The 18,410-nt window shown below is 67.1% G+C and carries 10 protein-coding genes; 1 reads left to right on the top strand and 9 read right to left on the bottom strand.

What is annotated here, in order from left to right; genetic code table 11:
- Position 1: 1 nt before the first annotated feature.
- Both F615_RS17460 and F615_RS19275 read right to left on the bottom strand, forming a co-directional pair.
- Positions 2-2,236: a putative bifunctional diguanylate cyclase/phosphodiesterase gene (locus F615_RS17460; protein ID WP_019559174.1), complete on the bottom strand. Its 2,235-nt coding sequence runs from the start codon at positions 2,234-2,236 to the stop codon at positions 2-4.
- A gap of 8 nt (positions 2,237-2,244) precedes the next feature.
- A complete protein-coding gene (locus F615_RS19275; protein ID WP_019559173.1) occupies positions 2,245-5,580 on the bottom strand; it encodes a response regulator in 3,336 nt (1,111 codons plus the stop codon).
- A 206-nt stretch (positions 5,581-5,786) separates the two neighbouring features.
- Here F615_RS19275 and F615_RS19270 point away from each other — a divergent pair, with 206 nt between their 5' ends.
- Positions 5,787-7,556 (top strand): sensor histidine kinase, encoded by a 1,770-nt coding sequence (locus F615_RS19270; RefSeq protein WP_169452405.1) that lies wholly within the window; start codon positions 5,787-5,789, stop codon positions 7,554-7,556.
- On the opposite strand, the gene F615_RS0100285 is transcribed toward F615_RS19270, so the two are convergent.
- The 7 genes from F615_RS0100285 to F615_RS0100255 form a co-directional block, all read right to left on the bottom strand.
- Entirely contained in the window at positions 7,540-8,142 is a 603-nt protein-coding gene (locus F615_RS0100285) for a response regulator (RefSeq protein WP_232300984.1), read from the bottom strand. The two genes, F615_RS19270 and F615_RS0100285, sit on opposite strands and share 17 nt — an antisense overlap.
- Before the next feature lie 89 nt (positions 8,143-8,231).
- Positions 8,232-11,873 carry a PAS domain-containing sensor histidine kinase gene (locus F615_RS0100280; RefSeq protein WP_033370775.1) on the bottom strand — a complete coding sequence of 1,214 codons (3,642 nt, stop codon included), beginning with the start codon at positions 11,871-11,873 and terminating at the stop codon, positions 8,232-8,234.
- Positions 11,874-12,041: 168 nt separating this feature from the next.
- The gene (locus F615_RS0100275; protein WP_019559169.1) at positions 12,042-13,247 is read right to left on the bottom strand and encodes an EAL and HDOD domain-containing protein; all 1,206 of its coding nucleotides are present in this window, start codon (positions 13,245-13,247) and stop codon (positions 12,042-12,044) included.
- Positions 13,248-13,281: 34 nt separating this feature from the next.
- Complete coding sequence (gene flgL / locus F615_RS0100270) at positions 13,282-14,490, bottom strand: flagellar hook-associated protein FlgL (protein WP_019559168.1); 1,209 nt, start codon at positions 14,488-14,490, stop codon at positions 13,282-13,284.
- Between the two features lie 28 nt (positions 14,491-14,518).
- Positions 14,519-16,408: a flagellar hook-associated protein FlgK gene (gene flgK, locus F615_RS0100265; protein ID WP_019559167.1), complete on the bottom strand. Its 1,890-nt coding sequence runs from the start codon at positions 16,406-16,408 to the stop codon at positions 14,519-14,521.
- 9 nt (positions 16,409-16,417) lie between these two features.
- Positions 16,418-17,269, bottom strand: a complete 852-nt coding sequence (gene flgJ, locus F615_RS0100260; RefSeq protein WP_019559166.1) for a flagellar assembly peptidoglycan hydrolase FlgJ — start codon at positions 17,267-17,269, stop codon at positions 16,418-16,420.
- On the bottom strand, positions 17,269-18,402 hold the full coding sequence (locus F615_RS0100255) for a flagellar basal body P-ring protein FlgI (RefSeq protein ID WP_019559165.1): 1,134 nt from the start codon (positions 18,400-18,402) through the stop codon (positions 17,269-17,271). The genes flgJ and F615_RS0100255 overlap by 1 nt, the downstream gene beginning before the upstream one ends.
- Positions 18,403-18,410 lie beyond the last annotated feature (8 nt).

Here is an 18,410-nt window from a genome sequence, read left to right as displayed (position 1 = left end):
TTTACGAGGCCACCCGGGTCGACCCGGACCGGCCAGCGGCCGCCTCGGAGGACTCGAGCGGCTGCATCCAGACCGCCCGGCGCGGCAGCACGGTCTGACGCAACCATTGTTCGAGCTCGGCCGCCGGCAAAGGGCGACTGAAGAGAAAACCCTGCATGGTGCTGCAGCCCAGGCGGCTGATGACTTCCATCTGGAGCCTGTTTTCGACGCCTTCGGCGATCACCCGCAAGTCCAGGGAGCGGGCCAGCGCGATGATGGCGGTGACCACCGCGGCGCTTTCGGCACGCACGCCCAGCTCGCGCACGAAAGATCGGTCGATCTTGAGTTCGCCGATGGGCAGTGTGGTGAGGTAGGCCAGCGAGGAATAGCCGGTGCCGAAGTCGTCGATGGAGATCTCCAGGCCGAGCTGGTTGAGCCGGCGCAACGATGGCATGACGTTTTGCAGGTCTTTCATCAGCCCGGTCTCGGTGATCTCGAGTTGCACGCAGTTGGGGCTGGCTTGGTGTTCTTGCAACGAGGTCTGGATGTTCTCGACCAGGTCGGTGCGCAAAAACATGCGGCTGGGCAGGTTGACGGCCACGGGCAGGTCCATGCCGAGCGCTTGGCGCCAGCAGCGCGTCTGGCGAATGGCTTCTTGCAAGGCCCAGTAACTCATCGGGACGATGAGACCGGTCTCCTCGGCCAGGGGGATGAAGTCCGCCGGTGAGATGAGTCGATCGCCGCGCTGCCAGCGCATCAGCGCTTCCACGCCGATCAGCGTGCCCGCCGCCACATCGACCTTGGGCTGGTAGTGCAGCACCAGCTCGCCACGCTCGAGGGCTTTGTGCAAGGCCGACTCGAGTTCCAGCTTGGCCCGGCCCATGCCTGCCAGCTGCGGTGAATACAGGCTGCACGCATTGCGGCCTTGGTTCTTGGCGGCATACATGGCCACGTCGGCGTTGCGTTGCAGGTCGGCCACCGTGGTGCCATCGCGAGGGAACAAGGCCACGCCGACGCTGGCCGTGACGAAGCATTCCTGGCCGCCCACCAGCACCGGCTCACGCAAGGCCTCGAGGATGCGATGGGCCACGCGCTCGGCGTCGCCCTGGCTGCCCACCTCGGGCAGCAGGGCGACGAACTCGTCGCCACCCAGGCGGCCCACCGCCTCCAGCGTGCGGTGGGCACGCGAACCCAGGGCGTCCAGCGGGGCGTCGATGACCTGGTCGGAATGGCGCACGCACGCGCGCAGCCGCCGTGCCACTTCCACCAGCAGATCGTCCCCCGCGGCATGGCCCAGGGTGTCGTTGATGATCTTGAAGCGGTCGAGGTCGATCAGCAGGAAGCCGACTTGGTGGTGCAACTGCTTGGCATGCTCGATCGCACGTTCGGCCCGCCAGATGATCTGGCGGCGGTTGGGCAGGCCGGTGAGCGAGTCGAAGTTGGCCAGATGCTTGATCTTGTCCTCGGCGATGCGGCGGTCGGTGACGTCCTGGACGATGCCGTTGTAGAGGCTGAGGTTGCCGTGGTCGTCGAACTCGGGTTCGGCCTCGACGTGGACGATGCGCTGGCGGCCATCGGCAAGGTTGACGGGCACGTCGGTGCACAGCACGGTGTTGTGGCGCAAGACCTCGCGCAGGATGGCCAGGAAGCCCTTGCGCTCGTCGGCCGGGATCATGTGCAGCACCTCGCGCATGCTCAGCGCATCGCCCGGGCCCATGCCAAACACCCGCAGCCCTTCGAGCGAGAAGCTCAGGGTGCCCTTGTCCACGTGCCAGTCGAAGCTGCCCATGCGGGCCAGGTCTTGAGCACGGGCGAGCTGGGCCTTGCTGCGCTCCAGGGCCTGGCGCGTGCGGGCCGAGCGCAGCAGATAGCGCAGGCGACCGGCCAGCAGGCTCCATTGGTTCGACTTGACGAAGAAGTCGGTGGCACCGGCCTCGTAGGCGCGCGTGATGGAGGCGTCGTCGTCCAGCCCGGTGAGCATGAGCACCGGGATGGCATGGAAGCCCGGAGTGGCTCGCAGTTCCCGGCAGGTCTCAAAACCGTCCATGCCAGGCATGATGGCGTCGAGCACGATGACGTCGGGCGACCAGTCGGCCAGCATGCGCAGAGCCTTTTCGCCGCTGGAGGCCTCGGTGACGGCAAAGCCGCGCTCGCGCAGGGCGATCGAGGTCAGCAGGAGGTTGACCTCGTCGTCGTCGACCAGGAGCACCTGAGGCTGCTCCAGATCGACATCGTCAGCGAACGGGGAAGATCTCATGGCATGGATCAGGCTTGGTGCAAATAGGCCCTCAGGCTGGCAAGCACACGGTCGGATTCCTCACGCACGGCGGCGATTCGTTCCTCCAGCGGTTCGGCACTGCCGCCTCGGATCAAGGTCTCGATCTCGGCGCAGTGGGCCGACAGCTTCAGGGCCCCCACACTGGCGCACGAGGATTTCAGTGTGTGGGCCGTCAGTCGGATTGTCGCCAGATCTTGCGCTTGGTGGGCTTCCACCATTTGGGGGATGAGGCGCTGCAGCGAGGCTTCGAAGGTGCGAAACAATCGGTCCAGCAGTTGATTGTCGCCCTTCGGATCGAGCTCGCGCAGGCGCTGCACGGCCTGGGGGTCGAAAACATCGGGATCCGGAGTGCGCATCGAAATCTCCACGGCTGGGGCGACAAGGGGCGGAGTCGGGGGGGCGGTTTCGACACCAGCCAGCGGCTCGGCTTCGGGCAGCCAGCGCGCCAGCACGGCCAGCAGCTGGTTCTGACGGAAGGGTTTGGACAGATAGTCGTTGAACCCCTGGTCCAAGAATCGCTCCTGGTCGCCGCCCAGCGCATTGGCCGTGACGGCCACCACCGGGACGTGCGGCGGCGTGAGGAACGCAAATCGCCCGCCGGGCCCCTTGCGGAACCATCGCAGCGTGTCCACGCCGTCCATGCCGGGCATCTGGATGTCCATGAGCACGAGGTCGAAGCGATGTTCGCACAAGGCGCGCAAGCCTTCCAGCCCCGAGGCCGCCAGGTGGACTTGGCAGCCCAGGCGACGCAGCATTTGCTGGATGACCTCTTGGTTGACGGGGTTGTCCTCGACGACGAGCACGCGGTGCGGGAAGCAAGCCTCGGGCGCGCGAGAACGGGCCGGGGTGGCCGACACGCCAAGAATCGCTTGGCGCAGCTCGACCTTGCGCACCGGCTTGGTCAAGAAGCGCTGAAAGCCGGCTTCGTGCGCCAAGCGCGCGTCATCGGGCGAGGACATCGATGACAGCAGGATGAGTTTGGTGCCGGTGCCGGCCGGGTGCTGGCGCAATGAGCGGGCGAATTGCACCCCGTCGAGGCCGGGCATTTGCATGTCCACCAGCGCCAGGTCGAAGCGCCGGCCGGCGCGGTGCTCGTGCTCGACGAGGTCCAGCCCGGCCTGGCCGCTTGCCGCCGCGCTCACCTGCAAGCCCCAGGCGCTCAACATCTGTTCGAGCACCTCGCGGTTGGTCTCGTGATCCTCGACGACGAGCACCCGCAGTTTGGGCATGTCCAGCGCATCGAGCTCGGCGGCCGCGTTCGAAAACGGCGAAACGCCCACGGGCACGCGGACGCGGAAGGTCGAGCCGCGGCCGGGTTCACTGTGCACGTCGATGTGTCCGCCCATCAGCTCGACGAGCTGACGGGAAATCGCCAGGCCCAGCCCGGTGCCACCGTAGCGCTTGGTGGTGCTGCTGTTGGCCTGGGTGAACGGACTGAACAAGCGCGGCAGCACCTCGGGCTCGATGCCGATGCCCGTGTCGCGCACGAGGAATTCCAGCTCCACGCGCCGCTGGTCGGCAGCCCCGTTGGATGCGCCCTGCGGCGTCTCATGGCACCGCACCTCCACCACCACTTCGCCCGACTCGGTGAATTTGATCGCGTTGGCCACGAGATTGGTGAGCACCTGACGCAGCCGCAGGGGATCGCCATGGACCAGCGGGGGCACGCCCGGGGCCTCACGGAAGCTGAGCTCCAGACGCTTGTCGTGGGCGCGCGGGGCCAGCAGCTCCAAGGTGTCCTCCACCACCGAACGCAGCACGAAATCCGAGGTGGCCAACTCCATCTTGCCCGCTTCGATGCGGGAGAAATCCAGAATGTCGTTGATGATTTCGAGCAGGTTCTCGCCGGAGCGATAGACCGCTTGGGCGAAGCGACGCTGCTTGTCCGTCAGCGCAGTGCCCAGCAGCAATTCCGTCATGCCCAGGATGCCGTTCATCGGCGTGCGGATCTCATGGCTCATGTTGGCCATGAACTGGCTCTTGGCCTGGCTGGCGGCCTCGGCCAGATCGCGCGCGCGCTGCAAATCGGCCTCGCGCTCGTGCTCTGCGGTGACATCGGTGCTGATGCCGTAGACGCGAATGCTGCCATCGGCGCGGCGCTGGCTGCGGGTGCGGGTTCGCAGCCAGCGCAGGCCCCGTTCGGGGTGGCGCACGCGGTGCACCACATCGGTGGGCTGCAGCGCTTCTTCCATGTGGCGGCACCGTGCCAGCAGCGCTCGGTCCTCCTCGGGAACATGGGCCCAGGCACGGCCGGGATCGCTCACCACTTCCTGCGGCGTCAGCCCCCAAAAAGGGTAGACCCGGGGGCTGAGATACTCGAAGTGGCTGCGGTCCGGGGTGGTGATGAAGACATGGTCTTCCAGGGTGTCGACCAATTCCCGGAAGCGCGCTTCGGATTCCAGCAACGCCTGCTCGGCCTTGCGCCGGTCGGTCACGTCGCGCGCGACCACCAACAGCGCATGGGGCGTGCCGTCGTCGCGCCGCAGCGTGATGTAGCGCACATCGACATGGCGCTGGCCGCGCCGATGGGTGGACCACAGGATCTCTTCCTCGATCCACATCCCGTGACCGGCCAAGGCTCGCTGCACCGAGGGCCGCAATATCGCCGCGAGCTGGCGACCATAGGCGTCCTCCGGGGGGCGGCCGATCAAATCTTCCCGCCGCAGCCCGAACTCCCGTTCGGCCTGCCGGTTCACTTGGATCAGACGCAAGTCCAGCGGATCTATCACGAACAGGCTGACGGGCAAGTGCTCGATGAGGTCGTCGAGCCAGCGCCGTTCACGCTCGATTTGCTCGGTGCGGCGCTGCAAGCCGACGGTGGCGGCCTCCACACGTGCCATCAGCCCGAGCTGGCGGCACGCCAGCCTCAGCAAGGTGCCATCGGCAGCTTCATCCGTGAGGCGCGCGCCGCGCAGCTCGAGCAAGCCGGCGGGCGCCTGGTCATCCCAAACGGGCACCCAGATGCGGTCTGCGTCTTGGCTCCACCACGGGGCTTGGCGGGCGATCGCGCAGCCGCCCTGCCGGTCGTCGTGGCGCACGGTAGTGATGGCGTCCAGATCGACATGGTGGCGGGCTGGGTGGGCGTCTTCGCTCCAGGGGTAGATCAGTCCGCACTGACCGTTCCAGTCGTCCACACGCCACACGGCCCAGTCTCGGGCCTGGAACAACGCGGCCAGGCGGCAGCCCACCGCGCGAAGCGCCGCGCCCAGCCCGGGGGCGTCGAGCACGGCGTCCACCACGGCCCGCTCCCGAGCCCCGCGGTCGAGCGCAGCCTCGGCCGCAAGGGATTCAGCCGGCAAGGGGGAAGGGGCAGACATCATCATGTGGTTACGACATCCTGCCGCACCACGGCGGTGCGGGGTCCTCGTCTGGTCTTCGGCGCCGCTGGCGGGAACTTGAGCCGGTCTCGGCGTGTGTGCGGTGCGGCGCGTTCGCGCAAGATCATGGGGCTTGTGAGGCATCTGCAAGCCAAGCCCGACGGGGAAAAACGAGAAAGAGTTGGCAAACACGCGTCCTTACAATGCGTCGCATGAGCGAAAGGCCCGCAGCCCCTGCCCCCAGCCTCGACCGCCCCACGGGGGGTGGCTCCTCGTCCCTTGCAGGGGCTCATCTGCTGGTGGCCGCCGGGCTGGGCGCAGCGCTGACGCTGGCCTGGCTGGCCTTGAGCGTGCTGGGGGCGGCCTGGATGCGCTCGTCCTGGGCCGAGGGATGGCAAGCCGTGGCCGGCTCCGACGTGTTGCTGCTGGTGTTTGCCTTGGGCCTGGTGCTGCTCGGCGGGGTGTCGTGGTGGTTCATTCGGCGAGACGACGCGGCTCGTCAGGCGCAGGCGCTGGCCCGCACCCAGGTTCGGGAGCTGCTCGAACTGCTGCCGTTTTGGTATTGGGAAACCGATGCCCAGCATTGTCTGACCCTCCTGCGCCCGCCGCCGCAAGCGGCGGCCTCGGACTGGCATTTCGAGCAGCGCCTGGGCCGTCCGCTGTGGGAGGACTTCGGCAGCGACGCCGGCTCGTGGCAGGCCCACCGCCGCATGCTCGATGGGCAACGCCCCTTTCACGAGCTTCCCACCCACCGACGCGAGGCCGACGGGCACATCAGCCTGTGGCTGCTGAGCGGCCGCCCCCGCTTCGACGCCCAAGGGCGATTCGTGGGCTACCAGGGCACGGCGCGCAATGTGTCGGCCCGGGTGGAGCTGCAGTTCGACCGGCAAATCGGCCTCAAACTGCTCGATGCCGTGCCCAGCGCAGTGGTGCTGGCCGAAGCCGTGGCAGACGAGCCAAGCACCTACCGGATACGCTACTGCAACGAGCGGGCTGCACGCTGCATCGGGCAATCGGCGGCATTGCTGATCGGGCGCGAGGTGGTGCAAGTCGCCCGCGAGGCGCGCACCTGGCCGCTGAGGCCCTTGTTGCAGGCCTTGGGGCAGGAGGCGCCACAGGCCGACGCCGCGCCTGCCCCGTCCCCGGATCGCCGCTGGGAGATGCGCGTGGAGTCCTTCACATTCGAACATGGGGGCTCGCAGCGCAAGGCCCTGCTGCTGGTATGCACCGAGGCCCAGCCCACGGCCGACGAGGCCACCCAGGCCGAACGGCTGGCCGTGCAGCGCGAGCTGGAGTCGTTCAGCTACACGGTGTCGCACGATTTGCGTGCGCCCATCCGCGTGATCGAAGGTTTCACGAAGATCCTGAAAGAGGATTACGCCCGGGCGCTGGATCGCATCGGTCATGATCACCTGGACCGGGTGCTGGGTGCGGCGGCTCGCATGAACGGCATGATCGATGCGTTGCTGGCGCTGTCGCAACTGACGGCCAAGCCCATGGTGACGCAACCGGTGAACCTCAGTCAGCTGGCGCATTACATCGTCGAAGATCTGCGCCGCCAGGCGCCGCAGCGGCGCGTGGAGGTATCGATCCAGGAGGGTCTCAGCGTGCAGGGCGACCCGACCCTGATGCGCGTGGTGTTGGAGAATTTGCTGGGCAATGCGTGGAAGTATTCGATGCACACCGAGCAGGCCCGCATCGAATTCGGCGCCGTGGAGCAAGACGGGCGCTGGATTTACCACGTGAAGGACAATGGCGCGGGCTTCGACATGCGCTTTGCCGACCGTCTGTTCGGCGTGTTCCAACGCCTGCACAGCGCCACTGACTATCCCGGCACCGGCGTGGGGCTGGCCACGGTGCAGCGCATCATCCGTCGCCACGGCGGGCAGATTTGGGCCGAATCGGAAGTGGGCGCCGGTGCGCGGTTTTATTTCACGTTGGGCGAGGTTCGCCCCAGCGGCCCCCTCAGCCCGGGGCGCTGAGGACTTCCAAGGCCTCGACGAAGCGGCGGGCCTGCTCCTCCAGGCTCAAGCCGTCTTGTCGTGCTTGGCGGCGCAGTCGCTCCAGGGCCTGCCGGCGGTCCAGCGAGAAGCGATGCATGGCAATGCCCACGGCCAGCGCGACGAGTTGCTGCAGGATCTCGTCGTCCCCCGAGCCGCCAGGATCGTTGGCCGGCCGCATGGTCTCACCCTGCCGCGACTGCTGATGCGCGAAGGCGGCTTCCACCGCCGGCACGATCTGGCGAATGTCCAAGGGTTTGACGAGGTAGGCCACGGCCCCCAGCGCCTTGACCTTCTCCAGGGTGGCTTCGTCGGAGAAGGCCGACAGGAACATGAACGGCGTGTGCAGCGAAGTGCGCAGGTATTCGGCCACGTCGAAGCCGCTCTTGCCCTCCATGCGGATGTCGAGCAAGGCAAGCCCGGGTCGATGCTGACGGGCGAGCAAAATGGCATCGTCGCCGTTGTCGGCATCGATGACTTCATACCCGGCCTGAGACAGTCCATGGGTGAGCGTGGCCAACACCAGCCGGTCATCGTCCACCACGAGGATCTTGCCTTTGTTCTTCACGCTGCGCCTCGCCACCTGCATCGGACTCCGGGAAGCAGGGCCCCCGGCGTTTGCATGGTTGTGTATTGTCGTCCAATTCCGGCCGGGGATCACTCGGGTTGCCGCGTGGCGCCGGGAGGCACGATGCGCACCGTGGCGCGCACGCCGTCTTCTGCGTCGGACTGCAATGCGAAGCGGGCGCTGCGCCGCGGCAACAGCGCGCGAATGAGGCCCAGCCCCGACACGCCGGCGGGCACCTGCTCGAGCGTGAAGCCTTCAGGCAGCCGGCCGCGGTTGCACACCGTGATGCTGACCGCGTCGGGCTCGCCTTCGAGCATACAGCGCACCTCGCCTCCGGGGCTGTGTTTGACGGCGTTGGTCAGCAATTCGTTGACGCACAGCGCAATCGGGATGGATTCGGCCTCGGGCAAGACCCACTCGCCGATGCCGGTGCCCTGCTCCTGCAAGACGATGACACGGTCGAAGGTGCGCTGCACGGAGCCGGTGATGGCCTGCACCACCTTGCGCAGTCGCAGCGGGCCGCTGGCGCCCACTTGCAGGCCATAGACATGCGCAATGGCCTGCACTTGGCCAGCCACCTCGCTGATCGGGCCGGCCATCTCGGGCTTGCGCTGCGCGATCTGCTGCAGCAAACCGGCCACCCCTTGCAGGTTGTTCTTGATGCGGTGATGCACCTCTTTGACGAGCAATTCACGTTGGGCAATGGCCGCCTCCAGACGGGCCTGCTCGGCAGCGCGCTGCTCGGTCACGTTGGTGGCCACCAGCAGGAGCTGGTCTGGCGGCTCACCCGGCTGAGCCAAGGGCATGAAGCGCGCATCCCATACCGTGGGCTGCCCCTTCACGCGCACTCGGTACTCTTTGTGCGTGACCCCCTCGGCACGCAAGGCCTCCAGCATGTCGGCACGAAACTGCGCCGCCTCGGTCGGGCCGTAGATCTCTTCAGGGGTGCTGCCGACCAATTCCTCGATGGGCCGCCCGGCGATGTCGGCGGCCGTCTGGTTGATCTGCAAGATCTTCAGGGTGCGTGCGTCGCGCAGGGTGATGGCCAAAGGCGCCAGCTCGATGATGCGCTGCAGCGAAGCCCGTGCCTGGGCGATGCGACGTTCCGCCTGGCGGCGCTGGTCGATGTCCAGCAACGCGAAGGTCAGCTCCCGCCCGCCCAAGGCATGTGCACCGGTGAGCACCGCATTGCCCACCACCCAGAAGCGGCGGCCGTCCCGTGCGGCGACCTCGCATTCGAAGTTGTGGATCTGTCCTTCGTCCAATCGCGACAGCAAGGCCTGGTCACGGAAAGGATGGGCCGGATCCTCCGGCGCCACGACGCTCATGGGCTGCCCCAGGAAATCGGCCAGCTCTCCGCCGAACATTCGGCGCGCCGAGCGGTTCATCCACTCGATGCCATGCGACCCCACGGTGACGATGCCGACGAACACCGAGTCGAGAATGGCCCGCGTGCGCTCGGCCTGGGTCACCAAGGCCTGCTCGGCGCGATGGCGGGCATCGACGTTGACATAAGAGGCGATGACCCCGCCTTCGGGCCGGCCGGGTTCGACCAGGCGCTTGCTCACCTGCACCCATTGCAGCCGCCCATCTTTGCGGCACAGCACGCGCTCGCCGGTCCAGTGCCCTCCCTCGGCCAAAGCGCGAGCCTCGGCCTGCTCCCGCTGCGGTGGGTCCCACTGTGCATCGAAGAGCTCGGCTTCGGTGCGTTGCTCGAGCTCTTCCAGGGGATAGCCACTGAGCAGGCTGAAGCCTTCGTTGGCCCGCTGCACCCGACCGTGGCGCAGGAACACGATGCCCACGTCGGACAGGCTGAACATCAGCTCGCGGTCGCGCACCACGGCTTCAAGCTCCATTTGCTGGGTCTTGAGCCGGGTGATGTCCGATAGCACCGCGATCGATTCGAGTTCAGGGCCGGGGCTGTCCATGCGGCGCATCGACAGGGCACACCAGCGGGCCTCGCGCCCAGGCAGGCGGATCTGGATTTCGGTTTCGAACTGGCCCACCGACGCCAGCGTGTTCAAGGCTTCGAGCGCCAAGTCTTGATCCAAGCCGGCGTCGCGCAGCAGCTCTCCCAGGCGGGGGTCGACCGCGGTGTGCCCCTCCAGGCCGAGCAGGGTCTCGAACTGCCGGTTGTAGCGCAGCAAGGTCTGTCCACGCAGATAGGCGATGCCGGCGGAGGTGCTTTCGAGGATGGTGGTGAGCTCGCGCAGCAAGCGGTCGTTGCGCTGCTGGGCCTGGTGCTGCTCGGTCACGTCCAGCGTGATCACCGAGGTGCTGCGCTTGCCTGAGCTGAGCACCCGGGGCTCCACGCGCGTGAGCAGCCAGCGCAGCCCCAGCTCCGGATGGACGATGGCATAGCGCGCCTCGGCCCGCTCGCCGTGGCGCAGCGCGTGTTGCACCCGATCGAACTCGGCCAAGGTGTCGGAGCGCACGAGTTCTCGGCTGATGGCCTTGAGCTGGCTGGAGGGCAGCACCTCACCGGCGGCGGCCGCCCCGACCGGGTGGAAGAGGCCTCGCTGGTCATCGAACAACGCCAGTCCCGCATGGGCCGTCTCCACCAGAGCGCCGAGCTGGGATTGTGCCCGGTCGAGCTCGTCCTCGGCGGTGCGGTCTTCGATGACCGACATGAAACGCCGCTGTCCTTGATGGCTGTCGAGGCAGCGCACCACGGCGCGCAGCGAGCGCTCCGCGCCATCGGGATGTTCGACCCACCCATGTCGCAGCAGCGGTGCGCTGCCCGGATGCAGCGCGGCCAGTGGCCCACCGCTGTACCAGCCCAGCAGCTCTCTGAGGCTCTGATGCACCTGCGTGAGCGAGCCCGGCAATTCCCCCACGAGTTGGACCAGCGCCGGGTTGCTGCGCACGATGAGCCCATCCTCATCGAAAAGCAGCATGCCCACCGGCGACAGGTCGAACCAGTGGCCGAGCTCGGCGGCCGAGCGCTCGGCCATCTCGCGTGCGAGCACTTCACTGGTGCAGTCCTGCAGCACCGAAAAGCGCCAAGGCGCACTGCCAGCCAGGCCACGAATCACATGGGTGACGGCCCGGTACCAGCGCGTCTGGCCTTTGGCATCGATCAAACGATGCTGGGCGAAAGCGGGAGCATCGGCGCCCTCCTCCAGCGCCAGGTCGAGTTGCTGACGCGCTTCGAGTTGCGCCTCACGATCCTGCGGGTGCAACAGCACGACCGGATCGAGACCGATGAGGTACTCCCGTGCGAAGCCGGTGTAGTCGATGAAGGCCTGGTTCACATCGGCCATGCGCAGCTGCGCGTCTTGCACGATGACTGGAAAGGGAGACCCCCAAAACATGCGCCGCAGTTCGCGCAGCGCTTCGGGCTCGGACGGCGCGCCCACGGGCGCCTCGGGCGCCTGGGCCGGGCTCAGGCGCAGCCACCAGCGGCGCCCAGGCTGCTGCGCCAGGGTCAAGCGCCAGGGGCGTCGGCCAGGGCCCATGACCCGCGGCCCGAGCATCCAGGCCTGGGGCACCTCCACCGGCGCCGCACGCCCCGCGTGCCTGAGCTGCGCCAGCACCCACTGCACGGCGGACAATCCCAGCGCACCCACCAGGGTGTGCACCATGGCCCCAGGGGCCGTGCGCAAGTGCTCCCGTGCAGCGCGATTGGCGAACTCGATGCGGCCGGCATCGTCCAGCCACAAGCTGGGATCGGGCTGATCCTCGAAGTCGGGGGCCTGATCGGACGGCGACTCGGCGTTGACGGCACTCATCGAGTTGGCGGGCGAGGCGGGCACGGGATGACACAGGCCCTCAGGGACTGACGCAGCACGTGGGCCGTGCGCGACCGGGCCCGACGACCGTCAGGGGCGTTTGTGGGCCTCAGTGTAGACCAGCCCCGGGGCTGCGCAAACCCGGGGCCGGCCACGCCCCCCGGAACGTCACTCGAGCTGGTTGGCCATGGTCAGCGTGGCCAGTACCGCGCGGTTGACTTCCTGCAGGCTCAGCAGCAAAGGGTCGGCGCATTCTTGGATGACCGGGGCCGTCTCGGTCTCGACGGCGCGGGCCAGTTCCAGGTAGGGATGGTGCGGCCCTTCGCCCTCGACCAAGGCCTGGTAGACGCGCTCGGGCACCGGGATGGTCTGGAGCAGATCGCTGAATGGCTTCTGGAAGATCTTGTCCAGCAGCGAGAACACGCCGCAAATGAACACCTCGCCACGAATCTCTTCGTCGCCCATGTGAGCCACGAGCTGCTCCATGAAGATGCCCCGGCGCACCGAGGCATACATGACCGGACGCATGTTAGCGTCCTTGCTGGCCGTCGCCAGCAGCAGGGCCAGCCAGCGCTTGAGGCGCTTGTAGCCCAGCAGCATGATGGCATGACGGAAGGAGCCGATCTCCACGGACAGGCCAAAGGCCGGGGAGTTGATGTAGCGCATGAGCTGGTAGGCCAGCGAGGGGTCTCGCTTGAGCACGGCTTCCAGTTTGTCGATGTCTTCGCCGGCGTCGACGCGGCGGATCAGCTCGACGAGCACCGCCATGTCCGGCTGGCCGGCTCGGCCGCCGGAGGATGCCGCCGCACTGGTCACCTCCTCGATGGGCCAGCCCAGGATGGCCAGCGCCCCACGTGCGAAGCTGCTTTCCATCTCGGCCACGGTACGCACGTTGCTCTGGATGAAGCCCATGTGGCGCGCCATGCCGGACTCGACCTGGCCTGGCATCTCGTTCTTGCGGCGATCATCGGCCAGATCGACGATGGAATGCTTGAAACACGGCAGGAGCTCGCGCGGCAGCAATGAAGGTGGGCGGCCATGCAGCAGCAGGACGTTGCCGCGGGCGTGAAGCTGGGCGATGACCTGCGTATTGGCCGGATCGCAAGCGATGAACGATGGAATCTCGATCATGACCGACGACTGCGGCCGCGCGCGCAGCAGGTCGTTGAGCAAGGTCTCGCTCATCACGTTGAGCGAGACCGGCTGTCCGCCTTCGGGCCAGACCTCGGCGATGGCCGCCAGCAGCTGGTCGGCTTTGAGCACTTCCTGGGTGCGCAGTGACGAGACGGTCAGACGGGTGGCCACGATCTTGCGATGGCGGTCCACCATCGGGGAATAGCTCAGCGCGATGTTGCGCAGCACGTCGTTGTCCATGGGCAGCGATGTTCGAGGCGGAAGGTGGAGGGATTCAGCCCAAGTACTGGAACAGGCTCATGCGTTGGACCATGCTGTAGGTCTTGAGCACCGCATCGTAGCCGGTTTGCTTGTTCTGGAACTCGGAAATGGCCTGCACCATGTCCAAATCTTCCGCATTCGAGCGATCTGTTTGCGCGTTGAGCTTGAGAGCCGACAGGCGGTCTTCGACACCATCGATGCGATGCAGGGTGTCGCCCACGGCACTGCGCACGCTTTGCAGGCGCGCCAGCACCGAGTCGAGATTGCGCAGTCCATCGTTGGTGGTCTGTATGACATCGGTGGGCGCGGCGCTGTCCGAACGCAAGCCTTCGATCGCGCGGTCCAGCGCATCGAAGACGCTCAACGTCGGGGTGCTGGGCATGATGCGAAATTCATCGCCGTCGGCAGGCGTGCCCGTGATGGTGAACGCAATCCCGTCGATCGAGATGGCCGAGCCCGACTGGTAGGTGCCGCTGCTGGGCGCACCGACGGCAGTGCCGGTGTTCGGATCGCGCGGCTGGATGGTGTAGGTGGTGGTGCCGCCGGTGACGCTGAAGGTCACGTCATAGCGCAGGTCTTGCACCAAGGCCGGGTCGGTGACGCGACCGGCATCGATCCAGGCCGCACCGCTGACGTTGACGCGTTGCGTCTCGAACACACCGTTGCCGGTGGCCGCACTCATCCATGCCGCCTGTCCATCGACCGTGGCCGGCAACACTTCGCCGGAGGCCACGGAGACCACACCGCCCACCCCGGTGAATTGCACACCGCTGGGCGAGCTGACGAAGGGGGCTCCGGCTGCCCCCTGGCCGGCAAAGAGATAGTTCCCGGCACCGTCCTGTTGGTTGGCGATGGACAACAATTGGTCGCGAATCTGCTGCAGTTGCGCGGCCAGCCCTTTGCGTTCGGCGGCGGTATAGCTGCCGTTGCCGGCGGCCACCAGGGTTTCGCGTGCCGTCTGCACCAGGTTCACGGCATTGCCCAAGGCGCTCTCGGCCAGGGTCATGGCCGTGCGGCTGGCCTCGACGGCGCGCTGCGAGACGGTCGAGCGATCGATCGCGGCTGCGGCACGCTCGGCACGCGCTGCGGCGGTGGGATCGTCGCCGGCCCGCAGCACGCGCTTGCCGCTGGTCAAGCGCACTTGGGTCTCGGTGAGATCGACCTGCCGGTCTTGTAGATTCTGGATCGCGACTTGGTAGGCGGTGGCGGTGGCAATGCGCATGAGGTCGTCTCCGAGAGATCAGGGCAGCTCAGCGGCCGGCCGTCTGCAAGATGGTGTCAAAGACTTGCTGGGCCACCTGCAGCACCTTGGCCGCCGCTTGGTAGGCCTGCTGGAACTGGATGAGCCGTGCGGCCTCTTCATCGAGATTGACGCCCGAGAGCTCGTCGCGTGCCACCTGGGCCTCGCGGGCGATGGTCTTGGACATCTCGGCCGAGGACTGGGCTCCTTGTACGCGGATGCCCACGTCGGCCAGCACGCTGGCATAGGCGTCGGTCAGGGTCTCGCCACCGACCATGGGTTCGTCGCGCAAGGCCAGCAAGGCCAGCGCGTTGCCGTTGTTGCTGGCCAGCGCACCGGCAGTCACTGCGGTGGAGCGGACCTCGATCACGTCGCCGGCCTGAGGCACCCCAGTGACGCTCAGCTCCCAACCGTTGATGCGTATGGGCTCACCAGGCACGAGGGTGGTGCTGGGCGTTCCACTGACCGTCCCGACGATATTGAAGGTCGTGGGCGAGGTGAAGACGATTTGCAGCGGCTGCCCCAGGTTGGGATCGGCCTGTTTGGGCAACAAGGTGCTCACGCCCATGGTACCTTGGTTGGCCGGGCTGACCGCAGCCACCACCGGGGCGGCTGCCGCAATGCCGTTCGGATCGGTCAAGGCCGCACGCAGGTCCGTGGCGGCAAAGCGCACCGGCTGGATCAGGAATCGATCGCCGTCGGCAGGCGTGCCTGCCGGCACGCTGAGGGTGATGCCCGCCACTTGCGTGCCCGGCGTGTAGGGCGACCACGCCCCATCGGGCAGGCGGCGCAGCTGCCAGGCCCCGCCCTGAAAACGCAGCTCATGGTCAGCCGCCTCCAAGGCCGTGGCCTCGGTGATGGCCACCGTGACCTGCGCCGTGCCGGTGTTGCTGGCATGCGGCAAGCTGCGCGGTGAACCGGTGCTCAGCAAGGGCCCGCCGACGTTGCCATTGAGGTCGTAGCCCAGGGCCTGTTGTTCGTTCAGCCGGGCCGCAAGCACCGCGGCCATGCGCCCCACTTGGTTGATCGCTGCGGGCAGGTCTTGATTCTGCATGCGCAGCATGCCCGCCAGCGTGCCGCCGCCCAGGCTGCTTTCGACCAGCGGCCGGTCCACCCCGGCCTCACGCAGGCCCAGCCGGCCGATGCTGTTGTCGTAGGGGTCCGGCACCAGGGTGAGCGGCAGTGCGTCATTGCCCAGCACCAGGCGCTGCCCGCCCGCAATGAACAGACCCACCGTGCCATCGGACGCCGGGATTTGCGTGACTTGAATGAACTGGCTGATTTCGGTGATGAGCTGGTCGCGCTGATCGAGCAAGTCGTTGGGTTGATGACCCAGCCCCTTGACGCGCGCGATCTGCTGGTTCAGGTCGGCCACGCGCTGGGTCAATTCGTTGACGGTGGCAATGGAAGTCTTGAGATCCTGCGTGAGGCCCTGTTGCAGCGCGGTCAATTCGCCGGCGGCCGAGCGGTAGCGTGAGGCCAGTGATTCCAAGCGCGACAACACCACTTGACGCGCCGAAGCATCCGACGGATTGCTGGCCACGTCGACGAAGGCATTGAGCAACTGTCCGGCTGCAAAGCCCAGGCCGGACTCGCCCAGGCGGAACACCTTCTCCATGCGCTGCAGGTAATCCAAGCGCGTGGCGTCGCCAGCGGCCACGGCCGCGGTGTTGGCCACCTCGGCACTGAGGAAGGCATTGTGAGCCCGCTCGACGGTGGTGATCTTCACCCCCTTGCCGAAAAATCCAGCCCCGGTGAACTGGCCGCCGGCCGTCTCCAGCTGCACCGTCTGGCGCGAATAGCCCGGCGTGTTGGCATTGGAGATGTTGTTCGCCGTGGTGTTGAGCTGCGCCTGCGCAGCGAACATCGTGCGTGTGCCCAGGCTGATGAGTCCGCTCATGATGGATCCTTAACTCATGGCACGCTGCAGTCGCAAGGTGGTGTTGATGACGCGCGTGAGTTTGTCGGCATAGGCCGGGTCGGTGGCATAGCCGGCCTCTTGCAGTCCTTGCGCGAAACCTTGGGCCGTTTGCCCCTGCTCGATCACGCGGGCATAGCGCTGGTTGTTCTTGATCAGGCGGGCGTAGTCGCGATAGGCCTCGTGCAGCGAGTCGTACGAACGGAATTTCTGCACCATCTTGCGTGGCACGCCGTTGACATACTCGGTGGTGACGACCTCGGCCACCTTGCCCTTCCAGCCCCCCGTGGCCTTGATGCCAAACACGTTGTACGAAGGGCTGCCATCGGCATTGCGGATCTCGCGCTGCCCCCAGCCGGATTCGTGGGCAGCCTGCGCCAGAATGAACTGTTCCGGAATGCCGGTCTCGCGTGCGGCCAGCTGTGCGGCCGACCAGTGTTCCCGCAGAAACTCACCCTGCGGCCCCACGGCACGCGGGGCGGACAGGGCTGCAGGCAGCGGGCGCGGCGCCGCCGGGCCCGGGGACGTGGCCGGCGGGCCGATGTGTCGCTCCAGCTGCCGCACGATCATGTCGGCCAATCCGCCGGGCAAGCCGGCCAGGCCATTGGCATATTGCTGGTCCAGCAGCTCGGTGCCCAGCTCGGCGCCGGCGTTGTCGGTCAGGCCAGAGGCCATCGTGGTGGCGCGCATGCTCTTGAGCAGTTCCTGCATGAACACGGCCTCGAACTGACGGGCCGCCTCCTTCACGGCCGCTCGCGGGTCCTGTCCTGCGCGAGCACGAAGCCGATCCAGCGACTGGACGTCGCTGGACAGGCCTTGCAGCGGCGTCAAGGGCGAGTTCATCAGATCACCTCGATTTCGGCCTGCAAGGCGCCGGCTGCCTTCATGGCCTGCAAGATCGCCAGCAGGTCCATGGGCGTGGCGCCCAAGGCGTTGAGGGCGCGCACCACCTCGGTGAGCTGCGTGCCGGCCGGCACCTCGATGAGCGAGCCGCCGTCTTGCTTGATGCGGATGTCGGCCTGCTCGGCCACCACGGTCTCGCCACGCGAAAACGGCGCGGGCTGGCTGATGACCGGCGTGGAACTGATGGTGACCGACAGGTTGCCATGTGCCACGGCCGCCGGCAGCAGGGTGACGGCCTGGTTCATCACGATGGAGCCGGTGCGGGCGTTGAGGACCACCTTGGCCGCCGGAGCCGCACCCTGTACGCTGAGGTTTTCGATGTCGGCCAGAAAGGCCACGCGCTCGCCCGGCGATTGGGGAGCACGCACGCGCACGGTACGCCCGTCCAGGGCCTCGGCCACGCCCTCGCCCTTGGCTCGGTTGATCGCCTCGGCCACCTGGCGCGCCGTATGGAAGTCGGCGGCGTTGAGGTCCAGTTGCAGATACTCGCCCTGGTGCAACGGGGTGGGCACACTGCGCTCGACGGTCGCCCCGCCAGGAATGCGGCCGGCACTCAAGTGGTTGACCTGAACCTTGCTGCCGCCGGCCGAGGCCCCGGCCCCGCCGACGATGAGGTGTCCTTGCGCCAGCGCATAGATCTGGCCATCCGCACCCTTCAGCGGGGTGGCGATCAACGTGCCACCGCGCAAGGATTTCGCATTGCCCAGCGAGGCCACGTTCACATCGATGGTCTGGCCGGGTTGAGCAAAGGGGGGCAATTGAGCCGTCACCATCACCGCGGCGACGTTCTTGAGCTGCATGTTGACGCCGGGCGGAATGGACACGCCCATTTGCTGCAGCATCGCGGTGATGCTCTGGGCCGTGAAAGGCGTTTGCGTGGTCTGGTCACCCGTGCCGTCCAGGCCCACGACCAGGCCATAGCCGACCAGCTGATTGGGGCGCACCCCCTGAACGGAAGCCAGCTCCTTGATGCGCTGGGCCTGCGCCGGCACGGGCCACCACAGCGCCGTGCTGGCGGCCACGGCCGCCACGGCGATGGCCAAGCGCAGAAATCGATCGTAGCGGGTATTCATCGGCCCAT

It is taken from the genome of Caldimonas manganoxidans ATCC BAA-369, assembly GCF_000381125.1.
GTDB lineage: Bacteria > Pseudomonadota > Gammaproteobacteria > Burkholderiales > Burkholderiaceae_C > Caldimonas > Caldimonas manganoxidans.
The sequence above is the reverse complement of the archived record's forward strand: the minus strand, read 5'-3'. Positions and strand labels throughout refer to the sequence as shown.

Coding starts and splice junctions, on each gene's coding strand:
- F615_RS17460 (WP_019559174.1), bottom strand. CDS start 2,236: ATGAGATCTTCCCCGTTCGCTGACGATGTCGATCTGGAGCAGCCTCAG.
- F615_RS19275 (WP_019559173.1), bottom strand. CDS start 5,580: ATGATGATGTCTGCCCCTTCCCCCTTGCCGGCTGAATCCCTTGCGGCC.
- F615_RS19270 (WP_169452405.1), top strand. CDS start 5,787: ATGAGCGAAAGGCCCGCAGCCCCTGCCCCCAGCCTCGACCGCCCCACG.
- F615_RS0100280 (WP_033370775.1), bottom strand. CDS start 11,873: ATGAGTGCCGTCAACGCCGAGTCGCCGTCCGATCAGGCCCCCGACTTC.
- F615_RS0100275 (WP_019559169.1), bottom strand. CDS start 13,247: ATGGACAACGACGTGCTGCGCAACATCGCGCTGAGCTATTCCCCGATG.
- flgL (WP_019559168.1), bottom strand. CDS start 14,490: ATGCGCATTGCCACCGCCACCGCCTACCAAGTCGCGATCCAGAATCTA.
- flgK (WP_019559167.1), bottom strand. CDS start 16,408: ATGAGCGGACTCATCAGCCTGGGCACACGCACGATGTTCGCTGCGCAG.
- flgJ (WP_019559166.1), bottom strand. CDS start 17,269: ATGAACTCGCCCTTGACGCCGCTGCAAGGCCTGTCCAGCGACGTCCAG.
- F615_RS0100255 (WP_019559165.1), bottom strand. CDS start 18,402: ATGAATACCCGCTACGATCGATTTCTGCGCTTGGCCATCGCCGTGGCG.